Source organism: Bosea sp. AS-1, assembly GCF_002220095.1.
Classification (GTDB): Bacteria; Pseudomonadota; Alphaproteobacteria; order Rhizobiales; family Beijerinckiaceae; genus Allobosea.
In genome coordinates, this window is sequence record NZ_CP022372.1 from 4,836,508 (window position 1) to 4,861,054 (window position 24,547).

Consider the following 24,547-nt stretch of genomic DNA (forward strand, 5'->3'; position numbering starts at 1 on the left):
TCCCTGTCCAGCCTACTCGAACGGATCGAACGGGGTCGGGAAACGACCCGTCGGTGCAATTTCGCCATAGGGACCACGCGCCAGAAGCTGTCCTTGCCCGGGTTGCGCCAGCACACGGTCCCCGTCGAAAACGAGGCGTCCGCGCTGGTAGGTCGCCGTCGGATAGCCCTGCACCTCCATGCCTTCATAGGGGGTGTAATCACTGCCGTGGTGCTGCATGGCGTTGGTGAGGGTGACGCGCCTGTCGGGGTCGAACAGCACGACATCGGCGTCGGCTCCGATTGCGAGCGCGCCCTTGTGCGGCGCGAGGCCGAAGCGACGCGCCGGGTTGGTAGCGACGAGATCGACGAAGCGACGCAGGTCGATGCGCCCCTTGGCGACGCCTTCGGAGTAGAGAATGGGCAGCCGTGCCGCGAGACCGGGCACGCCGTTCGGGATCTTGTTGAAGGGCGCGTTCTCGCCGTGCTGCTTCTTGCCGCGCGGATCATCATAGCGCAGCGGCGAATGGTCGGACGAGACGATGTCGATGACGCCGTCGCGCAGATATTGCCAGAGCGCCTCCTGATCGGCGGCATTGCGCAGCGCCGGGGAGATCATGAACTTCGCGCCCTCGAAGCCCGGCCGATCCATGTCGGCCTCGCCGAGCACGAGATATTGCGTACAGGTCTCGGCCCAGGCCTTCTGCCCGCGCTGCTGCGCGCGCTCGACCTCCTCGCCGGATTGCCGGCCCGAGACGTGGAAGATTTGGATCGGCGTATCCAGCGCCTCGGCCAACGCGAGAATGCGATGCGTCGCCTCGCGCTCCACCACCATAGGCTTGGCCCAGGCGAGATGGCGCGGCGCCGTCTGCCCGGCCGCCAGCAGCGCCTGCGTCAGCCAGGTGATCAGCTCGTGATGCTCCGCGTGGACGCAGACGAGTGCACCGGCACGCCGCGCCGCGGCGAGCGTCTGCAGGATCTGCGCGTCGCCCAGCCGGTTGCTGTCATAGGTCATGAAGATCTTGACCGAGCGATGCCCGGCTTCGACGAGCGCCGGCAGCTCTTTCTCCAGCACGTCCGGAGTCGGATCGTTGACCAGCAGATGGAAGGCATGGTCGATCCGCGCCTGCTTCGCCTTCTCGGCATAGGCAGCGACCGCCTCAGCGAGCGAGCCGCCACGAATCTGCGGGGCATGGCAGACGACTGTGGTCGTACCGCCAGCCACGGCAGAGGCGGTGCCGCTGTCGAAGCCATCGGCGATGTCGGCGCCCGAGGAAAACGGCTGGTCGAGATGGACATGGCTGTCGACGCCGCCCGGCAGCACGAGCAGCCCCCGTGCATCGACCTCCTCCTTGCCACGCGGCAACCCCGCGCCAATCGCCGTAATCAGGCCGTTGGCCACGCCGATGTCGAAAGCCCCAATATCGCTGGCGGTCACCGCCGTGCCGCCGCGGATAACGAGATCGAAATCGCTCATGGTCTTTCTCTCCAGGCAGCCGGGGCCGTGAAACGGCAATCCGCTGCGCGCGAAACAGCGACGAGGTCAGGATGAAAACGGAATTGCGCGTCGCGCTCGGCGACAGGCTCTACGGCGTCGAACGCCCCTGGGACGCCCTGCCCGCCACATCGGGACGGATCACCGATCTCGCCGTCGACAACGACGGCCTGGTGCACGTCCTGCTGCGTCGCGACAGTGCCGTCGATCCGGACGGGCCGTGCGTCGTCACGCTCGGGACTGACGGCAGCTTCATCAGGAGCTGGGGCGAGGTGCTCTGCGTCGATGCCCACAAGATCGCGATGACGCCCGATGGCGGCCTCGCCATCGTCGACCGCGACGCACATCGCATCTTCTTCTGCGACGCCGAAGGCCATGTCCGGCAACAGATCGGCGAGAGCCACCGGCCGGGCCAGCCCTTCAGCCATCCGAGCGACATCGCCTTTGCGCCTGATGGCGGCTTCTACGTCGCCGACGGCTATGGCAACGGCCGCATTCACCGCTTCGACGCGGCTGCCAACCTGATTACGAGCTGGGGATCGGTCGGAACGACGCCGGGCGCCTTCCTGACGCCGCACGGCATCTGCGTGCTCAGCGACGGGCGCGTGATCGTCGCCGATCGCGAGAACAGCCGTGTGCAGAACTTCACCGCTGCGGGAGAGCTTCTCGCGATCTGGGACTCGTTCCTGCGCCCGCAGGATGTCGTCGCCGATGCCGAGGACCGCATCTATGTCTGCGATTCCATTCCGACGCTGAGCCTGCTTTCGGCGGATGGTGCCCTGCTCGGCCGGTGCCGCCCCGTACTCAACAGTGCGCATGGAATGTGGCTCGGACCGGCCGGAGACATCTTCCTCGCGGAGACAAACCCGAACCGCATCACGCGGCTTTATCCCGTCGCGAGCTGACGCGACGGGCGAAGACGGATTCATGCTGCGGACATGGCCGTGCGGTTCTGCAGCCGCGAGACCAGCCGCACGAAGGGCCAGAACATCAGGAAATAGACGATCGCCGCCGCAATCAGCGGAGTCGGATTGTAGAGCAGGCCCTGCGCGAGCTGGGCCGAACGCAACAGCTCCTGCAGGGCGACCGCCGAGGCGATCGAGGTCTGCTTCACCAGCTCGACCGTGTTGCTGATCAGGTCCGGCAGCACATTGCGCGTGCCCTGCGGCACCACCACGTAGACCATGCTCTGGAACCAGCTCAGGCCCGTCGAGCGCGCCGCCTCACGCTGGCCCTTCGGCACGGATTCGATGCCGGCGCGGAAGATCTCGGCGAAATAGCTCGAACCGTTCAGTGTCAGCGCCAGCACGGCTGCGGTGAACTCGTTGAGCTTCATGCCGAGGAAGGGCAGGCCGAAGAAAATGAAGATCAGCAGCACCAGCGGCGGGATCGCCCGCAGCACATCGACATAGGCGATCAGCAGGAAGCGCAGCAGCTTGCTCGGGACATCCTGTGCCATCGCGATGGCAATGCCGGTGAGTACCGAAAGCGGCACGGCGACAGCGGCCAGAGCCAAGGTCATCCAGAAGCCCTGCAGCAACAGCGGCCAGACCTGCTGCAGGACATCGAGATTGAAGAAGGTGGTGACGAGCTCGTTCATCACGACCTCGGATGCGCATAGGCGTGTTCCAGCCAGCGCGTGAAGCGCACGAAGGGCAGGAACAGCAGGAGGAAGAGCAGCGCGCCGACAGTTAGCGCGGTCGGATTGGCGACGTTGGACTGGATGCTCGACGTCACGTTGAGGAGTTCAGGCACCGCAACGACCGAGCCCAGGGTCGTGCCTTTGCTGATGCCGATGGCACGGTTGGTCAGCGGTGGAATCGAGATCCGCACAACCTGCGGCAGGATGATGTAGGCCAGGGTCTTGCTGAAGCTGAGCCCCGTCGAGCGGCCGGCTTCCCATTGTCCCTTCGCGACGGCGTTGATGCCGGCCCAGAAGATTTCCTCGGAGAAGGCCGAGAGCACGATCGCCAGCGCCAGCACCGTCGCCGTGAAAGGCTCCAGCACCAACCCGAAATAGGGCAGTGCGAAATAGGCCAGCACGATCAGGACGAGTTGGGGGATCGAGCGGAAGAAGTCTATGTAGAAGATGATCAGCCAGTTCAGCGGCCGGATGCCGTAGAGCCTGAGGATCGCGAGCGCGAGGCCGAGCGGAATGCCGATCACGATCGTCAGGATCGACATCTCGATGGTGATGAGGAAGCCGCGCAGGATGTCCGGCCAGTAAGCCGACATCAGCGAGAAATCGAAGAAATAGCGGACGATCTGATCCATGCGTGCCGTCAGCCGTGCGAACGCATCACGAAGTCCCGGATGCGCTGGTGCTGCGGATCGACCAGGATCTCCTGCGGCGTGCCCTCGGCCAGGATCGCGCCATGGTCCATGAAGACGACGCGGTCGGCGACATCGCGCGCGAACTTCATCTCGTGAGTCACCACGATCATGGTCATGCCCATCTCCTTGGTGCGGACCATGACGTTGAGCACTTCGCCGACGAGCTCGGGATCGAGCGCCGAGGTCGGCTCGTCGAAGAGCATGACCTGCGGCTCCAGCGCCATGGCGCGCGCGATGCCAACGCGTTGCTGCTGGCCGCCTGAGAGCTGCGCGGGATAGGCATCGGCCTTGTGAGAGAGGCCGACGACCTCAAGGTGATGGCGGGCTTTTGTCTCCGCCTCCTCCTTGCCGAGGCCGACGACCTTGCGCAGTGCGAGCGAGACGTTCCCCAGAGCCGTCTTGTGCGGGTAGAGATGGATGCCCTGGAAAACCATGCCGATCCCGCGGCGCAGGCGGTCGAGATCCACCTTGGGACCGGTGACCTCATGCCCGCCGACGCGGATCGTACCCGCCGTCGGCTCCTCGAGACGGTTGATGCAGCGCAGGCAGGTGCTCTTGCCCGAACCGGAGGAGCCGACGATCACGACCGCCTCGCCCTTGCCGACCTTGAGGTCGACGCCGCGCAGAACCTCGACATTGCCGAAACTCTTGCGCAGCCCCTCGATCGAAACGATCGTTTCCGCGGGCTTGGCCGTCATGCCGGGCTGCTGCGTCACTTGCATTCGGCCTTGTGTTCGGTCGCGTCGTAGCCCTCGAAGCCCGGCGCGCCGGTGCCCGGATAGACCGTCGCAGCCGATGAGCTTGCATCGGGCTTCACGCCGAACCACTTCTCGTGGATCTTCGCCAGCGTGCCGTCCTGCTTGATGCATTCCAGCGCGAGCTCGACCTTGGCCCGGAAGGCGCCGTCCTCCTTGCGGAAGGCAATGCCGAAGTTGCGGCCGCTGTCGAGAACGAAGGCGACATCCGCCGCCGGCGTCTGCGTCGCGACATAGCGCGAGACCGGCGCATCGGCGACGTTGGCGAAGGCCCGGCCGATCATCACCGCCTGCACCGCGTCGGCGTTCTTGTTGTAGCGCTGGATGGTAAAGCCGTATTTCGCTTCATTATCCGTCAGCCACTTGTCCGAGATCGAGCCGTTGTTGACGGTCAGCGCCTTGCCCTTGAGCTCTTCAAGATTGGCGATCTTGTTGCCCTTCTTGACGAGGAAGCCGAGGCCCGTCGGCATATAGGGCTCGCTGAACAGCATCTGCGCGGCGCGCTCCGGCGTGATGTTGGTCGGCGCCGGGATCATCTCGTAGCGCTTCGAGAACAGGCCGGCGAAGATCGCCGAGAAGTTCGAATCCGTGACCTCGACGCCAGGGCGGCCGAGCTTCTGTGCGATCGCGGCGGACATGTCGTAGGTGAAGCCGGTCGTCTCGCCCGTCGCCGTCTTGAAGCAGAAGGGCGCAAAGCCGAGGTCGCAGGCCACTTTCAGCTTCTCGTTCTGCGGATGGTCGGCGTCCTGCGCCATCGCCGGCATCGCGATGAGGGCGGCCAAGGCCAAGCCTCTGACGGCGGCGCGCGCCATCCCGATCGAATTCAGTTTCATGCTTCCCGCTCCCGTTGTGCGACGGCGACGCCGCGATTGTTGCGCCCCTGTTCTTGCAACAATCCGGCCACGTCTGGAGCGAAGCCTAACAGGGCGAAATCATGCCCTGCCAATTATTTGTTGTCGGGTTTCCATAACCTGATGTTAAGCGCCCTCCTTGGCATCAACCTCCTTGCCCTTCGGCGGGGGAGGCACCAGCCCGCGCAGAATATCGACAAATGCGTTCGCGGTCCGCGAAAGCGGCTCGAAACGCGGCGTCAGCAGATGGGCCCGCACGCGCGTCTTGGGCGCGAGCGGGCGTGACACCAGTTCCGGCCAAGTCCGGCCCCGCAGCACGAATTCGTCGACGACGGCGACGCCGGCGCCAGCTCGAACCATGGCGCAGGCGACCGGCGTGAAGCGAACGACGGTGCTGATCCTGAGCGGCGCGGATTTGAGCGCGAGCGCCCGGCCGACGACGTCCCCGTAAGGGGTCTGCGGACCGAAGCCGATCAGGGGAAAAGGCGCGAGATCGACCGGGCGAACCACGCGCTGCCGCGCGAGCGCATGGTCACGCGGCATGATCACCATGAGCCGCCCTTCGGTCAGTACCTCCATGTTGAGCGTCGGCTCGTCGACGGGCAGGATCGAGACGCCGAGATCGGCGCGGCCAGCCACCACCTTGGCGACGACCTCCAACAGCGTCAGGATCTCGAACTCGACGCGCAGATCGGGAAAGCGCTCGCGCAGCCGGGCGATGGCATCAGGCACCAGCGCCTGGCCGACGCTGGGGCTCGCTACGATCCGCACCGAACCGGTGCCGCGCTCACGCAGTTCGTCGGCGAGCTCGTTGACCCTGACGACACCCTGATGGACCTGGTCGACCTCCTGGAAGAGGCGGCGCGCCTCCGGCGTCGGCTGGACGCGGCCGCGCACGCGCTCGAACAGGCGCAGCGCCAATCGGTCCTCGGTATAGGCGAGCAGGCGGCTGATGGCGGGCTGCGAGACCGACAGCAGTCGCGCGGCGCCGCTGATGGAGCCGGTGATCATGATGGCCCGGAAGACTTCGATCTGTCGAAGATTGAGGCGCATGAGAATAACATCCGATTATGGTCGGTCGCATAATAAGCATGATTCATTTCGCGCCTAGCGCTCTAAGCTCGACCGCGTGCCGGCAACGACCGGCTCGGGAGAAGAGCGGGGCCGGCCGATGAGACGCTTTCTGACGATGAAGGATGTCGAGGCGGCCGTGGCCGGCGGCTCCGTCTTCGCGGCGGGCGGCGGCGGCTGGGCCGATCACGGCCGCATGCTCGGCACGGCTGCGGTCAATACCGGCAGGCCCGAACTCGTCACCATGGACGAGATTCCCGACGACGCGATCATCGCCACCGCCGCCGCCATCGGCGCGCCGGCCGGCACGACCGAATGGGAGATGTGGGGCATCGACTACGTCAAGGCCGTGCAACTCTTGCAGGAGGCACTGGGCAAGCCGATCTACGGCCTGATCATCGGCCAGAACGGCATGTCGAGCACGCTGAACGCCTGGCTGCCGAGCGCCATCCTCGGTGTGAAGGTGGTCGATGCGGTCGGCGATATCCGCGCCCATCCCACCGGGGACATGGGCTCGATCGGCCTCGCCAACAGCCCGGAAGCGACGATCCAGGTCGCGGTCGGCGGCAATCGCTCGAAGAACCAGTATATCGAGCTGGTGACGCGCGGCGCGACGGCCAAGATCTCGCCGATCCTGCGCACGGCCTCCGACATGTCGGGCGGCTTCATCGCCTCCTGCCGCAATCCCGTTTCGGCGGCCTATGTCCGCAAGAACGCGGCGCTCGGCGGCATCTCGATGGCTCTGGCGCTGGGCGAACGCATCATCGCCGCCAAGCCGAAGGGCGGCGGCGCCGTGATCGACGCGATCTGCGACGAGACCGGCGGCTCGATCATCGCGCGCGGCACCGTCGCCAGGAAGGACGTCCGCTACACCAGCGAAGCCTTCGATATCGGCACGATCCAGGTCGGGACCGGGGCAGCCGCCCGCGTCATCCACGTCATGAACGAATACATGGCGGTGACCGATCTCGATGGCGCGCGCCATGCCTGCTTCCCGGACGTGATCACCACACTCGACACCGACGGCCAGCCGGTCAGTGCCGGCCATGTCCGTGAAGGCATGGAACTTTCGGTGCTGCGCGTGCCCAAGGACAAGATCCCGCTGAGCTCAAGTATCACCGACCCCAGCGTCTACCCGATCGTCGAGAAGGCGCTCGGCATGAACTTCACCGACTACGCGCTCGGCCGCGAAGGCTAGCCGCGCTTCTCGACACACTCTGCAGGATCAACCGGATACCCCGACCATGAGCGATTTCGATCTCGTCCTCCGCGGCAATATCGTGCTGTCCGATCGGATCATCGAGGACGGCTATGTTGCCGTGAGCGGCGGCAAGGTCGGGAAGGTTGGCTCCGGCACGCCCCCCTCGGCCCGCGAGACCCAGGATTTCCGCGGCCAGTGGATCATGCCGGGCGTCATCGACGGGCAGGTCCATTCCGGCAGCCAGGCCAATCACGAGGGCATTGGCATGTGCTCGCGGGCGGCGGCCGCCGGCGGTGTCACCGTGATGGTCGACATGCCCTATGACGAGCCGGAGCCCGTCACCAGCGCAAAACTCTTCAACGAGAAGGTCGCGGTGGTCGAGCGCGACGCCCATGTCGATGTCGCGCTCTATGCCACGATCACGATCGAGAACGGCCTGCATGCCATTCCCGGCCTGGTCGAGGCCGGCGCCTGCGCCTTCAAGTTCTCGACCTTCGAGGCCAACCCGACACGTTTTCCCCGCATCGGCGACGATACGCTCTACGAAGCCTTCAAGCTGATCGAGCCGACCGGGTTGCTCTGCGGCGTCCATAACCAGGACCAGGAGATGACCCGGCGCAATATCGCCCGACTGGTCGAGGCCGGCGATACCGGTCCCGACGCCTTCCTGCGCGCCCATACGCCGCTGATCGAGAACCTCGCCACCGCCCGCATCTACGAGATCGGCGCCGAGACGGGCGCCCGGGCGCATGCCGTCCATGTCTCGACCTCGCGCGGCTTCGAGATCTGCAACATGTACAAGCGTGCGGGCACCAAGGCGACGGTCGAGAGCTGCGTGCAGTATTTCATGCTCAATGCCGAGGAGCACGGCCCGCGCTTCGGCGCCAAGATCAAGCACTACCCGCCGATCCGCCCGAAGGCCGAGAGCGACCTGCTCTGGAGCCATCTCGCCGCCGGCCATTGCGACTTCATCTCGTCCGACCACGTCTCCTGGGGGCTGGAGAAGAAGGGCGATCCGATGATCTTCAAGAACACCTCGGGCGGGCCTGGCATCGAGACCCTGTTGCCGGCGCTTTGGACCGGCTGCGAGGAGCACGGGCTCTCGCCGACCATCGTGGTGAAGCAGCTCTGCGAGGGGCCGGCCAAGGCCTTCCTGCTCGCCGACAAGGGCAGGCTCGAAGCCGGCGCCGATGCCGACATCACCGTGCTGGAGCCCGGCCGCTTCATCCATGATCCGAGCAAGAGCCTGTCGGCGGTGAAGTGGAGCTCGATGGAAGGTCGCGAATTCCGCGTCCGCGTCGCGGCGACCTATGTCCGCGGCCAGCTCGCCTGGGACGGCAAGGAAATCCGCAACAAGGCCGGCGACGGCCGTTTCCTGCGTCCGGCGGCGTAAACGCCATGTCGATCGATCAGGACAGGCTCTGGCGCCGTATCGAAGCGCTTTCCGGCATCACCGATCCGGAGCGTCCGTGGACACGACGCTCCTTCACCCCGCGCTTCCTCGAAGGGCGAGAGTGGCTCGCGGCGGAATTCCGTGAGGCCGGGCTGGAGACGGAAATCGACGCGGCCGGCAACCTGATCGGCCGGCTCATCGGCGCCGATCCGAGCCTGAAGCCGATCCTGATCGGCTCGCATTCCGACACGGTGCCTTCCGGTGGGCGCTATGATGGCATCCTCGGCGTGCTCGCCGCGCTCGAAGTCGCGCAGAGCTTCAGCGAGCGCGGTGACCGCCTGCGCCATACGCTGGAGGTCGTCGATTTCCTGGCAGAGGAGCCGAGCGAGTTCGGCCTCTCCTGCATCGGCAGCCGCGGTCTCTCTGGCGCGCTCACCGAACAGCATCTTGCTCTTACCCGCCCGGACGGCATGACGCTGCGCGAAGGCATCGCCTTTGTCGGCGGACGACCAGAGGAGCTGGCTTCGGTCAAGCGGACGGCGGGCAATGTCGCCGCCTATGTTGAAGTGCATATCGAACAAGGCCGCGTTCTCGAAAACGAGCGCATCCCGATCGGTATCGTCACCGATATCGTCGGCATCCGACGCGAGCGCATCATCGTCTCCGGCCGGGCCGACCACGCCGGCGCGACACCCATGCCGCTCAGGGCCGATGCGCTGGTCGGCGCCGCGAAGCTGGTCGAGACCGCCTATAGGCGGGCGCTCGCGACCGCACGCGACAACCAGCCGCTGGTTGCGACCTTCGGGCGCATCGAGGTCAGCCCCAATGCGGCCAATGCCGTGCCGGGCGAGGCCGTTCTGACGCTCGAAGTCCGGTCCGGCAACGAGACGGCGGTCGAGGCCTTCGGCGACGCCTTGGTCCGCGATCTGCGTCCCGCTCTGGAGGAACTGCACCTCACCATTTCAGTCGAACCGATCAGCCACGTGGCGCCGACGGCCTGTGCGCCGGCAATCCGCTCGGCCATCGCCCACGCTGCCACCTCGCTCGGGCTGGCTACGCGCGACCTGCCGAGCGGCGCCGGCCATGATGGTGTCCAGATTGCCCATATCGGCCCGGTCGGCATGATCTTCGTGCCCTGCCTCGACGGACGCAGCCATGCGCCTGAGGAATCGATCACGCCCGAGCAGGCCGGTGACGGAGCGCGCGTGCTGGCCGAGACAGTGCGCCTGCTCGACACGAGCCTGAGCTGAGCCGATGGACTGGGCGGCGAACGATCTGGCGGAACGGGATCTCTACAAGCTCCTGATCAACACGGTGCTGCCGCGTCCGATCGCGCTCGTCACGACCGTCGATGCGCAGGGGCGCGCCAACGCCGCCCCCTTCAGCTTCTTCAATGTCTTCAGCCATGCACCGCCACTGGTCGTGCTCGGCATCGAGGGCCGCAGCGGCGGTGCACCGCTGAAGGACACGATGCGCAACATCCGCGAGACTGGCAGCTTCGTCGTCAACCTGGTCGACCGGGCCATGGTCGAGGCGATGCAGATCTGCGCCATCGACTTCCCAGGCGAGGTCGACGAAATCGCGGCGGCAGGCCTCGATACCGCGCCGAGCGCAGCGATCACCGCGCCCAGGCTCGCCGCCTCCCCTGTCCAGCTCGAATGCCGCGAGACGGTCTCGCTCTCCCTCGGCACACGACATCGCAACCTCGTCATCGGCGAGATCGTCCATCTCCACATCCGCGACGGCATTGTCGACGGGCGCCTGCATGTCGATGTCGACAAGCTCGACCTTGTCGGCCGGCTGCACGGAGCCGACTGGTATGTCGGCCTGCGCGACCGTTTCCAGGTTCCGCGCCAGACACTCGCAGGCTGGAACGAGCGGACGCAGAATATTCCCGAAGGAGAAGAGTCGTGAGCGGCACGATCTACGTCATCAATCCGAATTCGACCGAACGGGTGACGAAAGAGATCGACGTTGCCGTCGCGCCGCTGCGCATGGCCGGGGCGCCTGCCATCACATGCCTGACGCTGACCGAAGGGCCGCCCGGTATCCAGTCGCAGCGCGACGCCGACGGGCTGATCCCCGCCCTGCTAAAGCGGGCAGCCGGCCTTGAGAACGAGGCCGCCGCCTTCGTCATCGCCTGCTTCTCCGATCCGGGCATGCACGCGCTGCGCGAGCAGAGCGAAAAGCCTGTCCTCGGCATCGCCGAGTGCGGCGTGCTAACGGCGCTCACCCTCGGCCAGCGTTTCGGCATCGTCGCGATGCTGCAGAATTCGATCCCGCGTCACCTGCGTTATCTCGGCGCCATGGGCATGAGGGACCGCTTTGCCGGCGACCTGCCCGTGAATCTCACCATCGCAGAAATGGCCGACGACGACCTCACTCTCGGCCGCATGATCGCGGTCGGACGGACCTTGCGTGATACGCATCATGCCGACGTGCTGGTCATGGGCTGCGCCGGTATGGCCCGCTTCCGCGAACCGCTCGAGCGCGAACTCGGCATCCCGATCGTCGAGCCGACGCAAGCCGCGGTGACGATGGCTCTGGGCCGCGTCCGGCTGGGTTGGGGCGGGCGCCCCCTCCGCGGAAGCTGAAACCGATGAGGCTTATCGCGTATCAGACTGAATAGCATTTGCAATAAGATCATAACGCAACGATCTCCGCACATCGGCCCACAGCCATGTGTCGCTGATGCGCTGCAGTGCACAATGACGTGCGAACGCGAACAGAGACCGGCTCCAACAGCCGCTCGATCCGACAAGACCTTCACCCGCGGGGACAAGCTCCCGCCCGTTCCCATCCCCAACTGAGGACCATCATGGCTCTGCTCGACGAAACCGCGAAGGGTGTCTACGTCATCGCGGTGACGCCCTTCACCGAGACCGGTGCGCTCGATCTCGAAAGCACCGACCGCATGGTCGATTTCTATCTGGAGAAGGGTGCCACCGGCCTCACCGTGCTCGGCATGATGGGTGAGGCGCCAAAGCTGACGGCGGACGAATCCCGCATCTTCGTGCGCCGCGTGCTGAAGCGGGTGGATGGCCGCGTACCGGTCGTCGCGGGCGTCTCGGCCGCGGGATTCGCCGCGATGGCCGAGCTCAGCGAGAGCGTGATGGGCGACGGCGCGGCCGGCGTCATGGTCGCGCCGCCTTCCAACCTGCGCACCGACGATCAGATCGTCTCCTACTATGCCATGGTCGCCGAGACGCTGGGTGCAAGGACGCCGTTCGTGCTGCAGGATTTCCCGCTGGTTACGCAGGTGCAGATCACGCCTGCCGTGATCCTGAAGATCGTGGCGGCCCATCCGAGCTGCGTCATGCTCAAGCACGAGGATTGGCCGGGCCTCGCCAAGATCTCCGCCCTGCGCGCGGCCAGCGATCAGGGCAGCCGCCGCATCTCGATCCTCGTCGGCAATGGCGGAATGTTCCTGCCGGAGGAACTCTCGCGCGGTGCCGACGGCGCCATGACCGGCTTCGCCTATCCCGAAATGATGGTCGATGTCTGGAAGGCGCATGCCGCCGGAAACGTCGAGCGCGCGCATGATCTCTTCGATGCCTATCTGCCGCTGGCACGCTACGAGCAGCAGCCCGGCCCCGGACTCGCCATCCGCAAATACACGCTGGCGAAGCGTGGTGCGATCGCCTCCGCGACGCTGCGCAAGCCGGGCGGTGTGTTGTCGAAGATCGACATCGCGGATATCGAACGGCTCATCGCGCGGCAGGAGCGGCGCCTGAAGGAGATCGGTTGATGGATCTGGGCCTTGTCGGAAAGCGCGCCCTGGTGCTCGGCGCAAGCCGAGGATTGGGCGCGGCGATCGCGCAGACGCTCGTGGCAGAGGGCGCGACGGTGATCGCCGCCGCGCGCAGCAGCGATGCGACGGAGAGCTGGATCGCCAGCCTGCCGGCCGAGCAACGCGGCCGCGCCAGCGCCGCCAGGGTCGACCTGACCGATCTCGCTTCGGTCGACGCCCTCGCCGAGAGGCTGATCGCGGAAGGCGGCGTCGACATCCTGATCGGCAACTCCGGCGGCCCGCCGCCGGGTGAAGCGCGCGACGCCAAGCGTGACGACTGGCTCAAGCATTTCGAGGGAATGGCCGCCAATCTCTTCCATCTGGCACAGCGCCTTCTGCCCGGCATGGCGGAACGCGGTTTTGGCCGCATCGTCACCATCGCCTCCTCGGGCATCGAGCAGCCGATTCCACGCCTCGCCCTCTCCAATGGCATCCGGGCTGCCGTCGTCGGCTGGTCGAAGACGCTGGCCTCGGAAGTCGCGGGCAGCGGCGTAACGGTCAACGTCGTTCTGCCGGGCCGCATCCACACCGAGCGCGTCGACCAACTCGACGACGCAGCGGCAGCGCGCAGCGGCGGTACGCGCGAAGCCGTCGCGCAGGCCTCGATGGCGACGATCCCCACTGGCCGTTACGGGAAGCCGCAGGAATTCGCCGATGTCGTGACTTTCCTCGCCAGCGAGCGGGCGAGCTATGTGACGGGCGCGAAGATCCGTATCGACGGCGGCCTGATCCGAGGCATTTGACCCGGATCAAGGGCGTGGCCAACGACGGGCGAGGTGGGAGCAGATGTCTCCCCGCCTCGGCCTGGGACGATGACGTCTAGAGCCGCGGGGTGCTGTAGAGCCGTTTGCCGCCGACGGAGATCTCGACCTCCTGCAGATAGCCGCGCAGCGCCGCGGTCGCGACCTCGATGCCGAGGCCGGGCGCGTCGGGTGCTGCGACCTGCCCGTTCGCGTTGCGCTCCAGATGATTGGCCGAGATCGCTGTGGCGAGCGGCTTGGGCATGGCCGGATATTCGCAGATCTCGTGATCGGCCAAGCCGGCATAGGGCTGGAGCGAGGCGGACAAGGCGAGATGCGAGGTGAAGGTGTGATTGACGAAGGTCACGCCCTTCGCGACCGCGTAATCCGCCACCGCCTTGGACGGGCCGATGCCGCCGATCCGGCCGCAATCGATCTGGACATAGCCGATGCCGCCGTAATCGATGAGCTGCCGCGCCATGGATTCATTATGGGCCCCCTCCCCGCCGGCGAGCCGGACCTTGAGGCTGCGCCTGGCGAGATCGCCATAGGCTTCCAGCGCGCTGGCGTGGAAGGGCTCTTCGAACCAGAGCACATTCGCCTTCTCCATCGCGGGCAGGCGGGCGGCGGCGCGCTCGACGTCCTCGATGAAGATCTGGCCGGTATCGACCAACAGGATGCCGTCCTGCCCCAGTCCCTCGCGGGCGGCGACGAAATGCTCGGCATCGGCCTCGACGCTGCCCTGCCCGATCGGCCCCCAGCCGAACTTGGCGGCACGAAAGCTGCGCCTGCGGGCGTCGCGGGCGCGTTCGAGGGTTTCCTGCGCCGTATCGCCGAAGAGGACGGAGGCGTAGGGCGTCTTGGGATGACTTTTCACATAACCGAGCAGGCGCCAGACCGGCTCGGAGCGCATCTTGCCGAGGATATCCCACAAGGCCATCTCGACGCCGGAGAAGGTATGCGGCGCCTGCAGCAGGTCCATCGAGTTATAGGCGACGGCGGCGGCGATGCGGGCAATGTCCTCCGGGCTCTCCAGTTGCTGACCGAGCACGGAATCGGCGACCGGCCGGCAGACGCCATGCGACATCGGACAGAGGAAGGCGGCGATGGAGGGCAGCGGTGCCGCCTCGCATTCGCCCCATCCGACATGGCCGCCGGCAGCGACCCTGACCAGCAACGCGTCCTGGCTGCCATCGGCCTCGTCGGTGACGACGGGCATGGCAAGGTAGAAGAAGTCGACGGCCTCGATCCTGGGCACGGGCATGTTCCTCACAATTCGTAGATAGCGGCGCGGGGCGCGAAGGTGACGCCCTCATCGAGCGGGTAGACCGGCCGGGCGCAGATGGTGTGGCCGAGGCTCTTCAGGTTGGCGGAGGTCGCGCCGGGCGCATCGATGTTGAAGTTCCGCGCGCACCACTGGTCGAACATGTGGAATTCGGTGTGAGGCGACTTCACCACGATCAGGTCGAAATCGGTCGGGTCGATGCCGTTGGCGTAGTACATCGCCCGGTCGAACAGGCTGACCGAGCGACTCATCACGACAACGGTGACATTCTCCCAGGTGAGCACCGCGGTTGGCCCGGCGCTAAGCGGGGCCTTCATCGTCTCGAGCGCGGCTTCGCCATCGGAGAGCAGCTTGACCTTGGCTTTCACCTTCATTGGCGGAAAGCGCGCAGGATCGATCGAGCCGCCGAGTGTGACCTCGATCGTTGCGCCGACGCCCGCCTTGTGCGCCGCAGCCGCGGCCGGTGCATCGACGATCTGAGCCAGCACCCGCTTGCCGTAGCCGGCCGCGCGCAGAGCAGCGAGTATCGCATTGCTGTCGCCGGAAGCACCGGACGAAGTGGCATCAGCGGCGTCGGTGAAGATCACCGGACCGTCGATGCTGCGCGCCTGAGCGATGGCGCGATCGAGCGGCACGAGCTTGCCCTGCATGCGGAAGCGTAAAGGCCAGAACTCCTCGGCGAGCCGGATCGCCTCGCGTTCGGCCGTCTCCCTGTCGCCATCGGTGAGGATCAGCACCTGCGAGCACAGTTCCGGCACGTCGGTAAAAGGGTTTCCGATCATGATGCCGGCCGCGAGCGCCCGCCCCTCCTCCTCCAGCCGGCGGCATTCGGCCAGAAGCTCGCCATAGCAGCCGGTCTTGGTGATGAGCTCGTCGCCGCGGACCAGAGCGGGAATGACGACGCGGGCGGCGACGGGCCTGATGCCGCCGGCCATCAGCTTCAGCAGGAGTTCGGCGGCGCGGCGTCCGGTATCGGCGAAATCCACATGCGGATAGGTCCAGTAGATCGCGAAGCCGTCGACATTGCGCAGCATCCGGTCGGTCAGGATGCCGTGCAGGTCGAGCGAGATGACGATCGGCATGTCCGGGCCGACGCGCTCGCGCAGCTTCTCCAGCAGGTAGCCTTCCGGATCAAGCTCGCCATCGGCGCCCATCGCGCCGTGCAGCGAGACGTAAATGCCGTCGATGCGATCGAGCTTCGCGAAGATCGCGGCGAGGATTTCCTCGGAGAGCTTCTTCCAGCCCTCGGCCGAAAGCTGGCCGGCGCTGCCGGAACGCGCGCAGATCGTCGGCACGATCTCGATATCGGGCCTCGCCTCGAAAACCGCGAGCGCGCCGCCGAGCTCCTGGTTCTTGCCGCGTTGCCCGTAGAGGCCCTCGCCATGATGAATCAGGAAGTTCTCGTAATGCGACGGCAGCGGATTGAAGGAGGAGATCTCCTGCTTGCAGTCGGCGATCAGGATGCGCTTCATCGGGCGGCTCCGGCGGGTCAGAATTTCAGGCGGGGGTCGAGCACGTCGCGCAGGCCGTCGCCGAGAAGGTTGAGGCCGAGCACGCAGGTGATGATCGCGAGGCCCGGGAACACCGTGATCCATGGGGCTTCGCGCATGAAGTCGCGCCCTTGCGCGATGATCGAGCCAAAGGAGGCGGCAGGCGGCGGCGGGCCGGCTCCGACGAAGGAGAGCGCAGCCTCCGCCAGAACCGCGATGGCGAAGACATAGGTCAGGCGCACGATCAGCGGGCCAGCGGCGTTGCGCAGCACATGCTTGAACAGGATGGTCATCTCGCCGACGCCGATCGAACGCGCGGCGGAGACGTATTCCTGTTCCTTTTCCAGCAACACCGAGGCGCGCACGATACGGGCCGTATGCGGCGTCGTGGCGATGGCGAGCGCGATCACGACATTGGTCAGCGAGGCGCCGAGCACCGCCGAGACGACCATGGCAAGCACGATCGAAGGGAACGCCATCAGCGCGTCCATGATCCGCATGATCGGCTGGTCGAGATGATAGAAAAAGCCAGCGATCGCACCGCTCAACGTGCCCGCAATGCCGGCGAGGACCACGGTGAAGGCCCCAATGGCAAGCGAGATCCGCGCGCCGATCATCACGCGCGAAAGGATGTCGCGGCCGAAATGGTCCGTGCCGAACCAGTGAACGGCATCCGGCGGGACGAGGCGAGCGCGGACATTGCTGCGCAGCGGATCGAAAGGCGTCAGCCAATCGGCGAAGAGCGCGACCGCCACCATGGCGAGCACCAGCACGGCCCCGATCACGAAGGAGCGGTTGCGTAACAGGCGGCGCCAGACGGCGCGGCCGACGAGTGGCGTCGCAGCCGTCATGCCAGCCTCACGCGCGGATCGACGACGGCATAGAGGATGTCGACCACGAGATTGATCGCGAGATAGACGACGGCGAGGAAGAGCAAGCCACCCTGCAACACTGGAAAATCGCGCGAGGCTATGGCGCCGACGATGAGGCGCCCCACGCCGGGGATCGAGAAGACCTGTTCGACGATGACGGCGCCACCGAGCAGGGCACCGGAAACGATGCCGATGACGGTGAGGATAGGGATCATCGCGTTCGGCAGTGCGTGCCGCAGCACGACACGCAGCTTCGCCAACCCCTTGGCATCGGCCGTACGGACATAATCCTGCCCGAGCGCATCCAGCATCGAGGCACGGGCCATGCGGGCGATGAAGCCAACCTGGACAAGCCCCAGCGTCAACGCCGGCAGGACCATGCAGCGCAGCCAGCCAGCCGGCGATTCCAGGAAGGGTGTGTAGCCTCCGCTCGGCAGCCAGCCGAGCGAAACCGCGAAGACGAGGACCATGACGAGGCCGAGCCAGAAGTCCGGAACCGAGAGCCCGAGCAGGGCCGCCGTCATCACCGCCTGGTCGGGCCAGCGGTTGTGGTTGACCGCGGCCACGATTCCCGCCGCGACGCCGAAAAGCACGGCAAAGGCGAGCGCCAGCGCCGCCAGCGAGAGCGTGACAGGCAGGCGCTCGACCAGAGCCGCGCTGACCGAGCGGTTCAGCAGGATCGACTGACCGAGATCACCGCTGAGGATGCGCCCGTACCAGCCCAGCATCTGCTGCGGCAGCGAGAGATCGAGCCCGAGCGCACTGCGCAGCGTGGCGACCTGCTCCGGCGTCGCCGAGGCATCGAGAAAGGCTGCCGCCGGATCGCCAGGCACGAGCCAGATCAGGGCGAAGGACATCAGCGAAACCAGCGCGAGCACGATCAAGGCGCCCGCGAGCCGGCGGATCAGGAAACCTCCCATCCCGCTCCTCATCAGCAGATAATGATGGCGGCCGGTGCCGCCGCTCCCCCGCGGAAACATCCGCGGGCGCGGTTCAGCGAGGCGTGCTCAAGGCTCCAGCCAGACGCCCCACATGCGTGGGATGCGATAAGGCTTGAAGTTCTTGAGCTTCGCCGTCGAGGCCTGGAAGATCCCGTAATTGCCCGCCTTCATCGCGACAGCGGCATCGTACATGTGCTTCTGGAAGGCGTCGTAGAGCGCCTTGCGCTTGCCCTCGTCCATCTCGGCGTTGAAGGCGGCTGCAATGCGGTCGATCTCGGGATCCTTCGCCTGCTGCGAGAGGCCATTCACCCAGGGCGCCATCACCGATCCGGGCCCTTCATAGGGCTCGATGCCGAAGCCGTGCGTCCAGAACGTCCAACCTGTCGGCGTGAAGCCGATCTTCGAGACCGTCGGCCAATCGGAGACCGCGATATCGACGTCGATGCCGATCTGCTTGAGGCGCTCCTGCACCACCGTCGCGGTGTCGACATTGGGCCTCAGATTGTCGACGATGAAGGTGACCTTGCCGCCCTTGTAGGAGGACTTCGCAAGAAGTTCCTTGGCGAGCTTGAGGTCGGCCTTGTTGTATTTGTCGCTGCCAACCGTCGAGTAGAAGGCGGAGCCGGGATAGAGCCAGCTCGGATCCATCTGGTAGATATCGGCATAGGAGATCGCCATGATCTCCTCCATGTCCAGCGCGGCCTGGACGGCGAGCCGGAAGTTCACGTCGTTGGCCGGGGCCTGAGCCTGGTTGAACTTGATCACCTGCAGGCCGAACGGCATCACCTTGTGGATGGTGAAGCGGGAGTCGCTGGCGAGGCGTTTCGCCGTCGGTCCGTCGACAGTCTCGTTGAACTGGATCTGCCCGGCTTCGAGCGCAGCGTTGCGGGCGCCGGCTTCCGGCATGAAGCGGAAGGTCACGGTATCGATGAAGGCTTCCTTCTTGCCGGCGAAGCCGTCGCGGCCTGTCCCTTTAGGGTTCGGCGAATAGCCGTCATAGCGTGTCAGCTTGACGTGGCTGTCCGGCTTGTACTCAACGAACTTGTAAGGGCCGGTGCCGATGATCTCGATCTTGCCGGCTTCCTTGGCAGCCTCGCTCGCGGGATAGATCGCAATCGGCGCGCGCGGTGACGAGAGGTTGTCGAGGAAAGTCGATTGCGGCTGTTTCAGCGTGACCGTGACCTCGTGGTCGCCGGTCGCCTTGATCGTGTCGATGGCGGCGACGAGCGCGGGCGAGGCGCCGATCTTGCGATAGCGTTCGAGCGAGGCGACGACGTCGCCGGCATCGAGCTTCTTGCCGTTGTGGAAGGTCACGTCCTTGCGGATCGGGAAGACATAGGTCTTGCCGTCCGGCGAGATCGTTACGCCCTCGGCCAGCTCGGGCACCGGTTTGGCGTTCTCGTCGCGGGCGTAGAGCGTCTCGAAGATGTGCAGGGTGATATTGCGCGCCGCCTGTGCCGAAGTGATCTGCGCGTCGAGTGAAGGCGGCGCCTGGCTGATGCCGATGACGATGTCGCCGCCCTTGCGCTGCGCCAGCGCGTCGGGCGCTCCTCCCAACATGAGGGCGACCGCCAATGCGGCGCCGAGGATGTTGTGCTTTGCCATATTTTTCTCCCCTCAGGATTGATGGTCAGGCACGTGGTGATTCAAGCATGACTGCGGTCAGGCGGCCGCGCGCTGCGCGTCGTAATCCTCCATGAGCACGGCGACCGCATCGCCGCGCTGCACGCGGCCGGGCCCGGCCGACATCCAGAGCACGCCGTCGCGGCGATAGCGCACCTCAAGCGGCTCCCGATCGATGTCCTCGACGAAGTGCAGGTAGCCCGCGAGATCGCCGGCGCGGCAGAGATCGCCCACGACGTTGCGCGGCTCGAATAGACCGCCGGCCGGCGCGAAGGAATAGCCAGCGGCATCGCGCACCATCATGTGGCGCGTGCCGGGCGAACCATCGCGCTGGCGCGTATCGGGCTGCCCTTCCGTCAGGCCGAAATGCTTGAGGATGTTGGTCAGCGCCCTGTCGGCGATGCGCACGCCCTCGACATTGACCCGCCCCCAGCCGCCGAGCTCGGTGCCGAGCGAGAGTATGCCGCGCCGCTCGACCGAGGAGGTCAGGGTCGCCCCCTCGTCGACGCCCCAGAACACGACATTATAGGGCGCGCCGAACGCCGCCGCCGCCGCCATGGTGCGCTCACGCAGCTTGGGATCGGCGACATAATGCATGTTGGTCGAGAGCGCCGAGTCGCCGGAATGACCGGCCGTGTGAAGATCGACGGAGACATCGACCAGCGGCAGCACCACCGTATCGACGAAGTGCGCGAGCATCTCGGAGAAGGTGCCGCGAGGATTGCCAGGGAAGCAGCGGTTCATGTCGCGGTTGTCGACCGGCGAGAGCCGCGTGTCGTTCAGTACGGCCGGCATGTTGAGCGCCGGGATCATGATGACGCGGCCCTGGAGCTTTGCGGGATCGAGGCTGCGGGCGAGGCGCGAGACGGCGATCTGGCCCTCGTATTCATCACCATGGACGCCGCCGGTGAACAGGATGGTCGGGCCGGAGCCGTTCTTCACGCTGACGATGGGGATCTCGATCACGCCCCAGCCGGAGGTGTTGCGGGAGAGCGGCGCGCGCAGATACCCGGCCTGCCGCCCCGGCGCCTCAAAATCGATTTCGCAGCGGACCCGGCTCTCGGACGTCATGTTGAACCCCCTCCTTGCTCTTGTTTTCGTATGATTGTATACGATTATACGAGTGTCAAGCGAACAGCAGAGAACAGGAATGACGGAGACGGACGAGCGCATCAGGAGGGCCGGGGCAGCGGTGCAGAGTCGCGCGTCGAACCCGACTCCGGATTGGCAGCCGCTCCAACCGCAAACTCTGGTCGATCACGCGATCGAGGCGATCATCGCCGGCGCTGCAGCCGGGCTGATCCTGCCCGGCGACCGGATCGTCGAGGTCGATCTCGCCCGCAAGCTCGGCGTCAGCCGCGTGCCGGTGCGCGAGGCGCTGCGCCTTCTGGAAAGCCAGGGCGTGGTGATCAGCGAGCCCTATAAGGGCATCCGCTTGCGCCCGGTGACGAATGAGCGCGTCTCCGATCTGATCGAGGCCCGGATCGCGCTGGAAGCCAGCGCGACAGCGCGCGCTGTCGCCGCCGGCCACAACCGCGGGCACCATCTCGACGAGTTGCGCGCCGCCGTTGCCGAGATGGAGCTGATGGCCGCACGCGGCAGCGCCTATGGCGTCGCGGTCGCCGATACGCGTTTCCACCGCGCGCTCTGCCGCCTCGGCGGCAACAGCGTCACCTTCGACCTGTGGGAGACGCTGGCGCCGCAATGCACGATCATCTTCGGCCTCGCCACCTTCGGCAAGCCGATGGCCGGCGTGGTCGAGGAACATGTCGACCTGCTCGCAGCCTTCGAGGCCGGCGACATCGCGGTGATCACGCGCACGCTCGACGAGCACATCACCGTCATGAACCACGCGATGGATTATGAAGCCATCGTCGCACAGCGCCGCAAGGAAAGGGACGCCAAGTGAACGATCAGGCTGTGAACGACCAGACCCTCCAGACGCGCGCAGCCGCACGGCCGGCGGGGCTCCCGCCCTTCCGGATCACCCGCATCGAGGCCGCTCCTCTCTTCGGCGAAAGCCCCAAGGGCGGATGGTCGGCCGAGATCCGGCCGGAGGATTCGATCCATGCGCTGATCGCCGTGCATACGGACCAGGGGCTGACGGGCTATGGCAGCGTCTTCACCGATGGCCGCCTCGTCCAGGCGGGCTTGAAGGTGCTGGAACCGCTGTTCGCCGGGGCAGATGCGCTCTCGCCCGATTTCGTCAGTGAGAAACTGCACCAGAACACCTTCTGGATGGGCCGCGGCGGCACGCTGACTCATACGATCAGCGGCATCGACATCGCGCTTTGGGATATTCTCGGCCAGGCGACGGGCCTCAGCGTCGGACGTCTGCTCGGCGGCCGCTATCGCGAGCGCGTGCAACCCTATTGCTCGCTCCTGATGGAAGAGCCGGATGCCATGCGCGACGTGGTTGCGAGCTATCGCGAAAAAGGTTTCAGCGCTTTCAAGATCGGCTGGGGTCCATTCGGACGCGCCCTCGACGTCAAGCTCGACGAGGCGATCGTGCGTGCTGCACGCGAGGCCGCCGGCGAACGTGCGAAGCTCTTCGTGGACGCCGGCGCGAGCGACGCGCTCTGGCCGCACGGGCTGAAATGGGCCAAGCGCACCGCCGAGATGCTGGCGGACTACGAGGTCGGCTGGTTCGAGGAGCCGGTCAGGCCGGATGCGATCGACGATTATCGCGAGTTGCGCCGTTCCTCCCCGGTGCCGATTGCCGGTTGCGAGGTGCTGACCCGGCGCCAGAATTTCATTCCCTGGCTGACCACCGGCGCGATCGACATCGTGCAGCCTGACGTCACCAAAGTCGGCGGCATCTCCGAGCAGCGCCGCATCGCCTGGATGGCCTATGATCTTGGCATCAAATATGTCGGCCATGGCTGGAACACGGCTCTTGGCCTCGCGGCCGACCTGCAGATGGCCTCGGCCTTCCCGGACGCCGACCTCGTCGAGTTCATCGGCGGCAGCCCCTATGTCGACGGCATCCTGTCGAAGCCCTTCGCGCTCGACGCAGAAGGCTGGCTAACGATCCCCAACCGGCCCGGGCTCGGCGTCGCGATCGACCGCGACAAGCTCGCCCGATACACCCCCGACGCGAGCGCCCTCTTCGCGTAAGGGCGATTGGAAGGCGTTCGGCCGGCATCCAACAGGAGCAGTAGCGCGAAAGCCGCCCGGCTCCGCCTGCGGCAAGCGCGCAATGCTGAGACAATCGATGCGGGCGAGACCTGCCACCGCCCGCATGCCGCCCAAGCAAGGGACGGCGCGGTGGAGATCGCGCCCGCATGGGTCTCAATCCGCCTGGCAGGCCGGTTTCCGGCACCGGCAAGAAGACCAGCCAAGGCCTACTCCAGGTGCTGGCACTTCTGCTGGCCGTCGCGTTGGCGGCCTGCACGAACCCCGCAAATCTGCCGTCCAACCTACCCCTGACGGATGCCGCCGATGTGGTCGAGGCCGCCGGATCGCTCCTGCGACCAGGCAGCACCGCAATCTTCGTGGCGCTCTCGGGAGGCGGGGCGCGCTCCGCAGCCTTCGGTTACGGCGTCCTTTCGGCGCTGGCTGAGCAGCGCGCGCCCGAAGGAGCCGGACGGACGCTCGCCGACGATATCACCGTCGCGGCAGGGGTTTCCGGCGGCGGCATTCTCGCGGCCTATCTGGCGCTTCATGGGCCGGCGGCCCTTCCGGGCTTCAAGCGGGACTATCTCGACCGGGATGCCGAAGCCTCGCTGCGCACAGCAATCACGCCGGTCAATCTGCTGCGCGGCTACCGCGGCGGCGTCAACGACCTCACCGGCCTCGCGTCCTGGCTCGACGAGCATCTCTATCATGGCGCGACACTCGGCGCGCTCGAGCGGGCAAAAGGACCACGATTGCTCCTCCACGCAACCGAGCTCTACAACCGCGCGCCCTTCTCCTTCGAACGCAGCAGCTTTCGCGCGATCTGCAGCGACTACCGCAGCTTCCCGTTGTCGCAGGCCGTCGCGGCCTCGGCCGCCGTACCCGTCATCTTTGCGCCCATCGTCCTGACGAACTTCCGCCCCGCCTGCCCCACGGCGACGGCCGTCGTCGACACGCCCGCGGAAAGGTCGACTCTCGCTGCTCAGCGACGAGAGACGCAAACGCGCTACGCAACGGCGCCGGATCTGCGCTATCTCAAGCTGCTCGACGGCGGCCTGGTCGACAATCTGGCCGTCCGGAATCTCGCGCGGTCGATGAGCGAGCCAGCTCCCGCCCCGTTGTCTCCCGCCAATGCGCTCAGGGTCCGACGCATCATCGTGATCGTGGCTGACGCCTCCCTCCGGACCGGCGGCGACATGTCGATCGCGATCGAGGGGCCGGAGGCCCCCGGCATCATCTCCGCGTCGATCGATGCGATGATCGACACTGCCAGCCGGACCAGCCTCGATCTGCTGGAACGGAATATCGGACACTGGCGTCAGCGCCTGATCCGCTGGCGTTGCGCCACAAGGCCGAAGCTGGATTGCGGGTGGCTCGCGGTCGATCTCATCAAGCTGTCGCTGGCCGACATCCATGATCCGGAAACGGCCAGCCGCATCCTGAAGCTACACAACAGGCTTTCCTTGAAGCCCGACGAAGTCGATTTCCTCGCCGGGCTGGGACGCCACCTGCTCATCGCGAATCCTCTGTACCGCAGGATCGTAGCCGTGCCCCGGCGCTGGGCGTCCGCATCCACATCCGGCCCGCAGCTCCGCCCCTAAGCCCCGGGCA

At 66.2% G+C, this 24,547-nt stretch carries 23 protein-coding genes; 11 read left to right on the forward strand and 12 right to left on the reverse strand.

All coding sequences use genetic code 11. The annotated features are described in order from the left end of the window. Positions 1 to 12: 12 nt before the first annotated feature. Positions 13 to 1,455 (reverse strand): dihydropyrimidinase, encoded by a 1,443-nt coding sequence (gene hydA / locus CE453_RS24690; RefSeq protein WP_089176993.1) that lies wholly within the window; start codon positions 1,453 to 1,455, stop codon positions 13 to 15. Positions 1,456 to 1,526: 71 nt separating this feature from the next. Here hydA and CE453_RS24695 point away from each other — a divergent pair, with 71 nt between their 5' ends. Next, complete coding sequence (locus tag CE453_RS24695) at positions 1,527 to 2,378, forward strand: NHL repeat-containing protein (protein ID WP_089176994.1); 852 nt, start codon at positions 1,527 to 1,529, stop codon at positions 2,376 to 2,378. 20 nt (positions 2,379 to 2,398) lie between these two features. Here CE453_RS24695 and CE453_RS24700 read toward each other — a convergent pair whose 3' ends face one another. The 5 genes from CE453_RS24700 to CE453_RS24720 form a co-directional block, all read right to left on the reverse strand. Continuing rightward, positions 2,399 to 3,073 carry an amino acid ABC transporter permease gene (locus tag CE453_RS24700; RefSeq protein WP_089176995.1) on the reverse strand — a complete coding sequence of 225 codons (675 nt, stop codon included), beginning with the start codon at positions 3,071 to 3,073 and terminating at the stop codon, positions 2,399 to 2,401. Next, positions 3,073 to 3,747, reverse strand: coding sequence for an amino acid ABC transporter permease (locus CE453_RS24705; protein WP_089176996.1), 675 nt, complete (start codon positions 3,745 to 3,747; stop codon positions 3,073 to 3,075). The genes CE453_RS24700 and CE453_RS24705 overlap by 1 nt, the downstream gene beginning before the upstream one ends. An 8-nt stretch (positions 3,748 to 3,755) precedes the next feature. After that, positions 3,756 to 4,505 (reverse strand): amino acid ABC transporter ATP-binding protein, encoded by a 750-nt coding sequence (locus CE453_RS24710; protein ID WP_089178132.1) that lies wholly within the window; start codon positions 4,503 to 4,505, stop codon positions 3,756 to 3,758. Between the two features lie 14 nt (positions 4,506 to 4,519). Continuing rightward, entirely contained in the window at positions 4,520 to 5,395 is an 876-nt protein-coding gene (locus CE453_RS24715; protein ID WP_248307872.1) for a substrate-binding periplasmic protein, read from the reverse strand. A 144-nt stretch (positions 5,396 to 5,539) separates the two neighbouring features. After that, on the reverse strand, positions 5,540 to 6,466 hold the full coding sequence (locus tag CE453_RS24720; protein WP_089176997.1) for a LysR family transcriptional regulator: 927 nt from the start codon (positions 6,464 to 6,466) through the stop codon (positions 5,540 to 5,542). 118 nt (positions 6,467 to 6,584) lie between these two features. Between CE453_RS24720 and CE453_RS24725 the strand changes: the two genes are divergently transcribed. From CE453_RS24725 to CE453_RS24755, 7 genes are all read left to right on the forward strand, one after another. Then, a complete protein-coding gene (locus CE453_RS24725) occupies positions 6,585 to 7,682 on the forward strand; it encodes a DUF917 domain-containing protein (RefSeq protein WP_089176998.1) in 1,098 nt (365 codons plus the stop codon). Between the two features lie 46 nt (positions 7,683 to 7,728). Continuing rightward, entirely contained in the window at positions 7,729 to 9,078 is a 1,350-nt protein-coding gene (locus tag CE453_RS24730; RefSeq protein WP_089176999.1) for a dihydroorotase, read from the forward strand. 5 nt (positions 9,079 to 9,083) lie between these two features. Further along, entirely contained in the window at positions 9,084 to 10,328 is a 1,245-nt protein-coding gene (locus tag CE453_RS24735) for a Zn-dependent hydrolase (RefSeq protein WP_089177000.1), read from the forward strand. Between the two features lie 4 nt (positions 10,329 to 10,332). After that, the gene (locus CE453_RS24740; protein ID WP_089177001.1) at positions 10,333 to 10,992 is read left to right on the forward strand and encodes a flavin reductase family protein; all 660 of its coding nucleotides are present in this window, start codon (positions 10,333 to 10,335) and stop codon (positions 10,990 to 10,992) included. Then, positions 10,989 to 11,672, forward strand: a complete 684-nt coding sequence (locus CE453_RS24745; protein WP_089177002.1) for an aspartate/glutamate racemase family protein — start codon at positions 10,989 to 10,991, stop codon at positions 11,670 to 11,672. Before CE453_RS24740 ends, CE453_RS24745 begins: the two co-directional genes overlap by 4 nt. Before the next feature lie 224 nt (positions 11,673 to 11,896). Next, positions 11,897 to 12,826 (forward strand): dihydrodipicolinate synthase family protein, encoded by a 930-nt coding sequence (locus tag CE453_RS24750; protein ID WP_089177003.1) that lies wholly within the window; start codon positions 11,897 to 11,899, stop codon positions 12,824 to 12,826. Beyond that, entirely contained in the window at positions 12,826 to 13,611 is a 786-nt protein-coding gene (locus tag CE453_RS24755) for an SDR family oxidoreductase (RefSeq protein ID WP_089177004.1), read from the forward strand. Before CE453_RS24750 ends, CE453_RS24755 begins: the two co-directional genes overlap by 1 nt. A 76-nt stretch (positions 13,612 to 13,687) precedes the next feature. Here CE453_RS24755 and CE453_RS24760 read toward each other — a convergent pair whose 3' ends face one another. The 6 genes from CE453_RS24760 to CE453_RS24785 form a co-directional block, all read right to left on the reverse strand. Continuing rightward, positions 13,688 to 14,866 carry a mandelate racemase/muconate lactonizing enzyme family protein gene (locus tag CE453_RS24760; RefSeq protein WP_248307873.1) on the reverse strand — a complete coding sequence of 393 codons (1,179 nt, stop codon included), beginning with the start codon at positions 14,864 to 14,866 and terminating at the stop codon, positions 13,688 to 13,690. Between the two features lie 11 nt (positions 14,867 to 14,877). Beyond that, positions 14,878 to 16,365 (reverse strand): M81 family metallopeptidase, encoded by a 1,488-nt coding sequence (locus CE453_RS24765; protein ID WP_089177006.1) that lies wholly within the window; start codon positions 16,363 to 16,365, stop codon positions 14,878 to 14,880. 17 nt (positions 16,366 to 16,382) lie between these two features. Then, positions 16,383 to 17,234 (reverse strand): ABC transporter permease, encoded by an 852-nt coding sequence (locus CE453_RS24770; protein ID WP_089177007.1) that lies wholly within the window; start codon positions 17,232 to 17,234, stop codon positions 16,383 to 16,385. Further along, positions 17,231 to 18,175: an ABC transporter permease gene (locus CE453_RS24775; protein WP_089178134.1), complete on the reverse strand. Its 945-nt coding sequence runs from the start codon at positions 18,173 to 18,175 to the stop codon at positions 17,231 to 17,233. Before CE453_RS24775 ends, CE453_RS24770 begins: the two co-directional genes overlap by 4 nt. An 87-nt stretch (positions 18,176 to 18,262) precedes the next feature. Beyond that, a complete protein-coding gene (locus CE453_RS24780) occupies positions 18,263 to 19,801 on the reverse strand; it encodes an ABC transporter substrate-binding protein (protein ID WP_089177008.1) in 1,539 nt (512 codons plus the stop codon). Between the two features lie 57 nt (positions 19,802 to 19,858). Continuing rightward, on the reverse strand, positions 19,859 to 20,890 hold the full coding sequence (locus tag CE453_RS24785; protein ID WP_089177009.1) for a succinylglutamate desuccinylase/aspartoacylase family protein: 1,032 nt from the start codon (positions 20,888 to 20,890) through the stop codon (positions 19,859 to 19,861). A gap of 79 nt (positions 20,891 to 20,969) precedes the next feature. Here CE453_RS24785 and CE453_RS24790 point away from each other — a divergent pair, with 79 nt between their 5' ends. From CE453_RS24790 to CE453_RS24800, 3 genes are all read left to right on the forward strand, one after another. Next, positions 20,970 to 21,728, forward strand: a complete 759-nt coding sequence (locus CE453_RS24790; RefSeq protein ID WP_089177010.1) for a GntR family transcriptional regulator — start codon at positions 20,970 to 20,972, stop codon at positions 21,726 to 21,728. Then, positions 21,725 to 22,936: a mandelate racemase/muconate lactonizing enzyme family protein gene (locus CE453_RS24795; protein ID WP_248307874.1), complete on the forward strand. Its 1,212-nt coding sequence runs from the start codon at positions 21,725 to 21,727 to the stop codon at positions 22,934 to 22,936. Before CE453_RS24790 ends, CE453_RS24795 begins: the two co-directional genes overlap by 4 nt. A gap of 167 nt (positions 22,937 to 23,103) precedes the next feature. Next, positions 23,104 to 24,537, forward strand: a complete 1,434-nt coding sequence (locus tag CE453_RS24800; protein ID WP_089177011.1) for a patatin-like phospholipase family protein — start codon at positions 23,104 to 23,106, stop codon at positions 24,535 to 24,537. The last annotated feature ends 10 nt before the right edge of the window (positions 24,538 to 24,547 follow it).